At 71.0% G+C, this 7,294-nt stretch carries 6 protein-coding genes; all 6 read left to right on the top strand.

The window, feature by feature from the left end; translation table 11 throughout:
• A partial coding sequence (locus ACTMTF_RS48030; protein WP_441116789.1) for a polyketide synthase dehydratase domain-containing protein occupies positions 1-2,703 on the top strand: 2,703 nt, incomplete at its 5' end.
• Between the two features lie 62 nt (positions 2,704-2,765).
• Positions 2,766-3,794, top strand: a complete 1,029-nt coding sequence (locus ACTMTF_RS48035; RefSeq protein WP_441116790.1) for an enoyl-CoA hydratase/isomerase family protein — start codon at positions 2,766-2,768, stop codon at positions 3,792-3,794.
• Between the two features lie 85 nt (positions 3,795-3,879).
• Entirely contained in the window at positions 3,880-4,746 is an 867-nt protein-coding gene (locus tag ACTMTF_RS48040) for a 3-hydroxyacyl-CoA dehydrogenase family protein (protein WP_441116791.1), read from the top strand.
• On the top strand, positions 4,743-5,033 hold the full coding sequence (locus ACTMTF_RS48045; protein ID WP_441116792.1) for an acyl carrier protein: 291 nt from the start codon (positions 4,743-4,745) through the stop codon (positions 5,031-5,033). The genes ACTMTF_RS48040 and ACTMTF_RS48045 overlap by 4 nt, the downstream gene beginning before the upstream one ends.
• Positions 5,026-6,147 (top strand): acyl-CoA dehydrogenase family protein, encoded by a 1,122-nt coding sequence (locus tag ACTMTF_RS48050; protein WP_441116793.1) that lies wholly within the window; start codon positions 5,026-5,028, stop codon positions 6,145-6,147. The genes ACTMTF_RS48045 and ACTMTF_RS48050 overlap by 8 nt, the downstream gene beginning before the upstream one ends.
• A gap of 42 nt (positions 6,148-6,189) precedes the next feature.
• Positions 6,190-7,269, top strand: coding sequence for an HAD-IIIC family phosphatase (locus tag ACTMTF_RS48055; protein WP_397017126.1), 1,080 nt, complete (start codon positions 6,190-6,192; stop codon positions 7,267-7,269).
• Positions 7,270-7,294: the final 25 nt, after the last annotated feature.

The following is a 7,294-nucleotide window of genomic DNA, read 5'->3' on the forward strand; positions in this document are numbered from 1 at the left end:
GGTGAGCCGGAGGTGTCGCTGGCGGCGGTGAACGGACCGGACTCGGTGGTGATCTCGGGTGAGGCCGCCGCCGTGGATCGGATCCTCGAAGAGTGGCGAGGGCGGGGCAGGCGGGTGCGCCGGCTGCGGGTGAGTCACGCGTTCCACTCGGCGCGGATGGACCCGGTGCTGGATGAGCTGGGTGAGGTGGCGGCGGGTCTGGCGTACGCGCCTCCGGCGGTGACGTGGGTCGGGGCGTTGTCGGGTGCGGCGGTGACGGCGCCGGAGGCCGGGTACTGGGCGGCTCAGGCGCGGCAGCCGGTCCGGTTCGCCGACGCGGTCGCCACGATGGCGGCACAAGGGGTCTCGGTGTTCATCGAGATCGGCCCGGACCGAACGCTGTCGGCGATGGGCCCGGCCGCGCTCACCGAAGAGGCGCCGTTCATCCCGATGCTGAACCCGTCGCTGCCGGCGGCGGAGGCGGTGCTGACCGGGCTGGCCAAGGCCCATGTCGAGGGCGTGACGGTGGACTGGCCGACTGTCCTGGAGCATGGCCGGCGGGTCGACCTGCCCACGTATGCCTTCGAGCGCCGGCGGTACTGGCCGGAGAACGCCGGCTCCACCCCAGGGGACGTGGCGGCGCTGGGACAGACCGCGGCGGACCACCCGCTGCTCGGTGCGGCGGTGGGTCTCGCCGGTAGCGGCGGAGTGGTGCTGACCGGGCGTGTGGGGGAGCGGACGCTTCCGTGGCTGGCCGACCACATGGTGACCGGAACGGTGGTCTTCCCCGGCACGGGGTTTTTGGAGCTGGCGATCCGGGCGGGCGACCAGGTCGGCTGTGATCTGGTGGAGGAGCTGACGATCGTCGCGCCGCTGGCGCTGGCGGAGCGAGCCGCGGTCGCGGTGCAGGTGGTGGTGGACGGCCCTGATGAGACGGGCCGGCGGGTGGTGACGATCTATGCCCGCCCCGCCGGGGCGGCCGAGGAGGGCCCGTGGACGCGTCATGCCTGCGGTGTGTTGGCGGCGGCCGGGGATCGGGTCACGGAGCCGTGGCCGGCGGCGGCGTGGCCGCCGCCGGACGCCACGGTGATCGACCTGGACGGGGCGTACGACCGCTTGGCGGAGCAGGGGGTGGAGTACGGTCCGGTCTTCCAGGGGGTGCGGGCCGCTTGGCGCGGCGGGGACGGCGAGGTGTTCGCCGAGGTCGCGTTGCCGGCAGAGGCCTCCGACGCGGGCTCGTTCGGCGTGCATCCGGCGCTGCTGGACGCGGTGTCGCATGCGGTGACCTTCGCCGGGCCGGCCGCTTCGGAGGGCGTGTTGTCGCCGCACTCGTGGCGCAAGCTGTGCCTGCACGCGTCCGGGGCGTCGTCGCTGCGGGTGCGGCTGACCCGGACCGGCGCGGACGCGATGTCGCTGGTGGCGGTGGACCCGGCCGGGGAGTTGGTGCTGACGGCGGATTCGCTGGTGCTGCGCCGGGTGACGGACGGCCCGCTCGCCGCCCCCTCGGCCGGTGATCGCGGGGCGGACAGGCCCGCCCGCCGTGTTCGCCGCACCGCGTCGGCGCCCGAGGCCGGCACGGTGCGGGAGCGGCTGGTCGGGCTCGGGGAGGCGCAGCAGGAGGAGTTGCTGCGGGAACTGGTACGGCGTCATGTGGCCGCGGTCCTCGGTCACAGCGATCCCTCGGACGTCGATCCCGAACGTGCGTTCTTCGAGATGGGCGTCGACTCGTTCACCGCGGCCGAACTGCGTAACGTGCTGGCCCGGGCGGTGGGCTGCCAGATTCCGCTGATCGCGGTGTTCGAGAGCGGGAGTTCGGCCGGCCTGGCCCGGTGGCTGCGGCACGAGCTCGTCACCGCGGCGGATGCCGGTCAGGCGAGCGCGACCCCGGCGGTGGCCGGTGCGGGCGACACCGTGGCGGAGCTGTTCCGCGGCGCTTTCGGCTCCGGGAAAGCGGGGGAGGCATGGGGGTTGCTGCATGCCGTGGCCAGGACCAGGCCCAGGTACGACGCGGCTGTCGCCCTCGGGGAGGTCCCGAGGCCGGTGACGCTGGCCAAGGGCGCGGCCCGGCCTCGCCTGATCTGTGTGAGTTCCTCCACGGTTACCGGTGGCGTTCATCAATATGCGCGCTTCGCCGCGCATTTCCGTGGGAAAAGAGACGTCTCGGCGCTTGCCCTGCTCGGCTATGCCGCCGGCGAGGCGTTGCCCGCCACGATCGACATCGCCCTGCAGAGCATCGCGGACGGCGTCGAGCGGGCCGCTGAGGGGGAACCGTTCGTGCTCGTCGGTCATTCGGCCGGTGGCGTTCTCGCCTACGGCGTGGCCGGTGTGCTGGAGAAGTCGGGGATCACACCGGAGGGGGTGGTGATGCTGGACTCCTTCCCCTCCCGCCCTGGTGATGCTTCGGAGATGCTGTCCGAGCAGGTGTTGCAGTACATCATGCGGATGGAGACCGCTTTCGGCGGGTTCGACGGCGCGCGGCTGTCGGCCATGGTGCACTGGTCCGCCATCATGCAGGACCTCCCACCGGCGGACGTGACCGCCCCGGTGCTGTTCGTGCAGTGCACACAGCCGTTCTCCGAGGTCGCACCCGAGTCGGACTACTGGCGGGCGACGCCGTTCGACCCGGCGCACGCCGTACGGACGGTCGAGGCGGATCACTTCTCGATGCTCGCCGAGAAGGCGGAGGACACGGCCCGCCTGATCGACGACTGGTTCCGCCCGTGACCCTGACCCTGGCGAAACCGGCGTAGGACCTGATGGACGCGGCAGAAGGAGGTGGCAGACCCATGGATCGTGCGGCTCCGCTCGATGGAGAACAGACGGATCGCCGGCCGGTGGACGGTGGCGCAGCGGGCCTCCGGCTGTCCACGTTGCGGCTGGAGCAGTCGGGCCGGGTGCTGACGGCGCGGGTGGACGCCCCGCCGTTCAACTACATGACCTCGGCGATGCAACAGGACTTCATCCGGCTCGTCGAGGCGGTGGAGCACGACGCTTCGGTCGGCGCGGTCGTCGTCACCGGTGCCCGGCCCGGCCGGTTCATCACCCACTTCGACATCGCCCAGTTGTCCTCCGAGGCGGACGGCGCAGCGGAGATCTCGCGTGCGGTCGCCCGGAACCTGTACCGGATCGTGCGGGCCATGATGCGCTCGAGGGGCGAACGTCTGGTCGCGCGTTCCTTCCTGAAAGGACTGCTGGCGGCGGCGCGGTTCCAGGACATGGCGCTGCGGCTGATGTACTCCCCGGCGGTGTGGATCGCCGCGGTGAACGGGCCCTGCGGCGGCGGCGGCCTGGAGCTGTCGGTCTTCTTCGACATCCGCGTATCGGCTGATCGTGACGCCAGTTTCGGCCTGCCCGAACTGGCGCTGGGGTTGACCACCTCCCTGGGCGCCCAGCGGCTCACCCAGCTCGTCGGGCACTCCCGGGCCTTGGAAATGATGCTCGAAGCGCGGTTCTACGCACCGCGGGAGGCGCTGGAGCTGGGGCTGGTGAACCGGGTCGTGCCGGCCGAGGACCTGTTGGACACCGTCCAGCAGATGGCGGAGCGATGTGCCAGGCGGCCTCGCAAGGCCGTGGCCCTGCAGAAACAGATCTTCAACGACGCCCACGCCACCTCGGCCCGAGCCAGTCTCAGCCAAGAGGCCGTCGCCGCGCTGATGAGCATCTCGTCACCGACCACCCAGGCCGCGACGCGGCGGTGGGTGCAGATGCAGGAGGGCACCGACGGCGACTCGGTGTTCCTGACCCGGCCCGAGCCCTGGACCGAAGGTACCGCGCTCGACATGAACGTCCCCGCGGGCGGACCGGTGCCGCCGTGACCAGCGCTACCGGCCGGGGAGATCACGCGGACACCACCGCCCGGACGATCGACACATGGCTCACCGAACTGTGAAGGAGTCGTACATGAGCACCCATCCACATGATCACCGCCTGGCCGTCGTGGGCGGCGGGGTGATGGGCACGAACATCTCCGCCCTGGCCCTCGGCCACGGTGTCCCCGTCGTGCTCGTCGACGTCAGCGAAGAGGTGCTGACCCAGGCGAGGGAGACGATCGCCGTCAAGCTGCGGCACGCCCAGCTGATGGGCAAGCTGCCGGCCGGCCGCACGCCTGCCGAGCTGGTCACCAGCGTGTCGATGACGGACGCGGCCGACGCCACGACCGTGATCGAGGCCGTCACCGAGGTGCCCGAGACCAAGGCCAAGGTGATCGGCGAGGTCTCCGGCATCGTCCGGCCCGGGACCTTGCTGATCTCGAACACCTCCTGCATCCCGATCGACGAGCTGGCGTCCGCGGCCGCCCGCGCCGAAGAACTCGTCGGCGTCCACTTCATGAACCCCGCGTACATGATCGAAATGGTCGAGGTGATCCGCGGCCCGCGCACCGGCGACGCGACCATGGCGGCGGTCACCGACCTGCTCGAAACCCTCGGCCGCACCGCACTCGTCGTCGACGACGCCCCCGGATTCGTGATCAACCGGGTGCTGCACCCGCTGATCAACAGCGCCGCCAAGCTGGTCCAGGACGGCGTCGCCCCGGTCGAGGTGGTCGACGGCCTGCTGGAGGGCTGCCTCGGGCATGCGACCGGGCCGCTGCGGACGGCCGATCTCATCGGCCTGGACAACCTGGTCGACTCCCTCAACGTTCTCTACGCGCGGACCGGCGACCCCGGTTGCCGGCCCTGCGACCTCCTGCTCGACCTGGTGCGCGCGGGCAAGCACGGCCGCAAGACCGACGAAGGTTTCTACAACTACAGAAAGGTCGCGTCATGACCGACCAGATCGCCGCGACGGGCCCGCTGACGGCCGAGGCCGTCGAGCTCGCGCTGACCGAATACCTCACCGAGAAGACCAGCACCGAGATCAAGCCCGGCGATGACATCTTCGCCTCCGGCCTGGTCTCCTCGATGTTCGCCATGCAGCTGGTCGTCCACCTCGAATCGACCTACGACATCGCGATCATCGGCCCCGAGCTGAGAATCGACAACTTCCGCACCGCCCAGGTGATGGCCGCACTGGTGCTGCGCCTGTCCGAGGACGGCTCGGCCCCCGATGCCTGAACAGGCCAAGCCGCTGGACGACGAGCGCGCCCTGATCGGCGAGCTCATCGCCGATCGGGCCGAGCAGTGGGACCTCGCCGGCGAACTGCCGATCGACCTGCTGCGCGATCTCGGCGCCCGCGGCCTGCTCTGCGCCGAGGTCCCCGCCTCCGCCGGCGGGCTCGGGCTCGACAGTGGGCAGAACGGCGAGCTCACGGCCTACGTCGGCAGCCTGTGCGGCTCCACCCGCAGCATCATGACCTCGCACGGGATGGCCGCCTGGATGGTGTCCCGGTTCGGGGACCGGGCCCAGCGGCGCGCGTACCTCGCCGAACTGACCAGCGGGCGGCTGGCCGCCGTGGGCTTCAGCGAGCCCGGCGCCGGCAGCGACCTGGCCGCGATGCGGACCCGGATCCGGCGCGACGGCGACAGCGTCGTCGTCACCGGTGAGAAGAAGTGGGTGACCGGAGCCCGGTACGCCGACCAGCTGATGATCCTCGGCCGTCAGGGGGACGAGGCCGCCGTCGTCGTGGTCCCCGCGTCCGCCCCCGGGGTGGAGCTGGTCCCGATCGCCACGCCCGTGCTCGGCTGCCGCGCCGCCGGACACTGGCACGTCCGCCTGAACGACGTCCGGCTCCCGGCCGATCACCTGCTCGGCGGTGGCGGCCAGGACCTGTCCATGCTCTACACCACCGCCCTGTCCTACGGCCGGATCTCCGTCGCCTGGGGCTGCGCCGGGATCGTCCGGGCCTGCCTGAAAGCGGCGACCGAGCACGCCAAGCACCGTGAGCAGTTCGGCAAGCCGATCGGCGAGCACCAGCTCGTCGCCCGTCACCTCGCCGAACTCCTCGTCGCCGAGCAGATCTCCACCCGAGTCTGCGAGCACGCCAGCGCGGCCTGGCAGTCGTTCGCGCCGGACATGGTGATCGCGACCGTGCTGGCCAAGCACGTCAGCGCCAGGCAGGCCGCCGACAGCGCCGCCGCCGCCGTCCAGGTGCTCGGCTCGGCCGGGGCGATGGACGGGCACGTCGTCGCCCGCGCTTATCGCGACGCCAAGCTGATGGAGATCATCGAAGGAAGCAACGAGATCTGCCAGCTCATCCTGGCCGACCACGCCCTTTCCGCAGCTCTCTGACCACATCACTCCTGATCGCGGTGCCGTATGGAGGCCCCTCGCATGTCCGCAATGCCCACTCTCGTCAAGTGCCTGGTCTGGGACCTCGACAACACCCTCTGGCAGGGCACCCTGCTGGAGGACTCGGACGTCCACCTGTCCGACGAGGTCCGCGCCGTCATCGTCGAACTCGACTCCCGCGGCATCCTGCAGTCCATCGCCAGCAAGAACGATCACGACCTGGCCTGGAAGCGGCTGGAGGAGCTCGGCGTCGCCGAGTACTTCCTGGTCCCGCGGATCAGCTGGGGCCGCAAGTCCGACGCCGTGATCGCGATCGCGAAGGAGCTCCAGTTCGCGCTCACCACCATCGCGTTCGTCGACGACACGCCGACCGAGCGGGCCGAGGTCGCCTACCACGCCCCCGAGGTGCGCAGCTACACCGACCAGGACGTCCTGTCCCTGCTCGACCGGCCCGAGTTCAGCCCCGCGATCGTCACCGTCGACGCCCGCCGCCGCCGCGAGATGTACCGGGCCAACGCGCTGCGCACGGTGGAGAAGGACTCCTTCAACGGCCCGGACGAGGACTTCCTGCGCTCCCTCGACCTGGTCATGGAGATCAAGCGCGCCGACGAGGACGACCTGTCCCGCGTCGAGGAGCTCACCCTGCGCACCAGCCAGATGAACGCCACCGGGGTGCACTACTCCGACCAGGCCCTGCGCGGTCTGCTGGCCGACCCCGGCCACGAGGTCCTCACCATCACCCTCACCGACCGGTTCGGCCCGCACGGCGCGGTCGGCGTTCTGCTGCTGGAACGCCACCCCGGCGTCTGGCATCTCAAGCTGCTCGCGACCTCCTGCCGGGTCGTCACCTTCGGCGCTGGGACAGTGCTGCTGAACTGGCTGGTCGACCAGGCCGCCCAGGCGGGCGTGCACCTGGCCGCCGACTTCCGGCCCACCGACCGCAACCGGATGATGGAGATCGCCTACCGCTTCGCCGGATTCACCCAGGATCCGTGTGCGTGCCTCGCCGGCGTCGAGCGCTTCGCCGACATCCAGTGCCTGCACCTGGTCACCGCCCGCCGTGCGGATCCGACCACGATGCGGCTCGTCTCACCCGATCTGACCGTGGCGACATCGATCTAGGACCACCGGACCGACAGCCGCTTCC

The organism is Nonomuraea sp. ZG12 (genome assembly GCF_052068115.1).
GTDB lineage: Bacteria > Actinomycetota > Actinomycetes > Streptosporangiales > Streptosporangiaceae > Nonomuraea.

Coding starts and splice junctions, on each gene's coding strand:
- ACTMTF_RS48050 (WP_441116793.1), top strand. CDS start 5,026: ATGCCTGAACAGGCCAAGCCGCTGGACGACGAGCGCGCCCTGATCGGC.
- ACTMTF_RS48035 (WP_441116790.1), top strand. CDS start 2,766: ATGGATCGTGCGGCTCCGCTCGATGGAGAACAGACGGATCGCCGGCCG.
- ACTMTF_RS48040 (WP_441116791.1), top strand. CDS start 3,880: ATGAGCACCCATCCACATGATCACCGCCTGGCCGTCGTGGGCGGCGGG.
- ACTMTF_RS48055 (WP_397017126.1), top strand. CDS start 6,190: ATGTCCGCAATGCCCACTCTCGTCAAGTGCCTGGTCTGGGACCTCGAC.
- ACTMTF_RS48045 (WP_441116792.1), top strand. CDS start 4,743: ATGACCGACCAGATCGCCGCGACGGGCCCGCTGACGGCCGAGGCCGTC.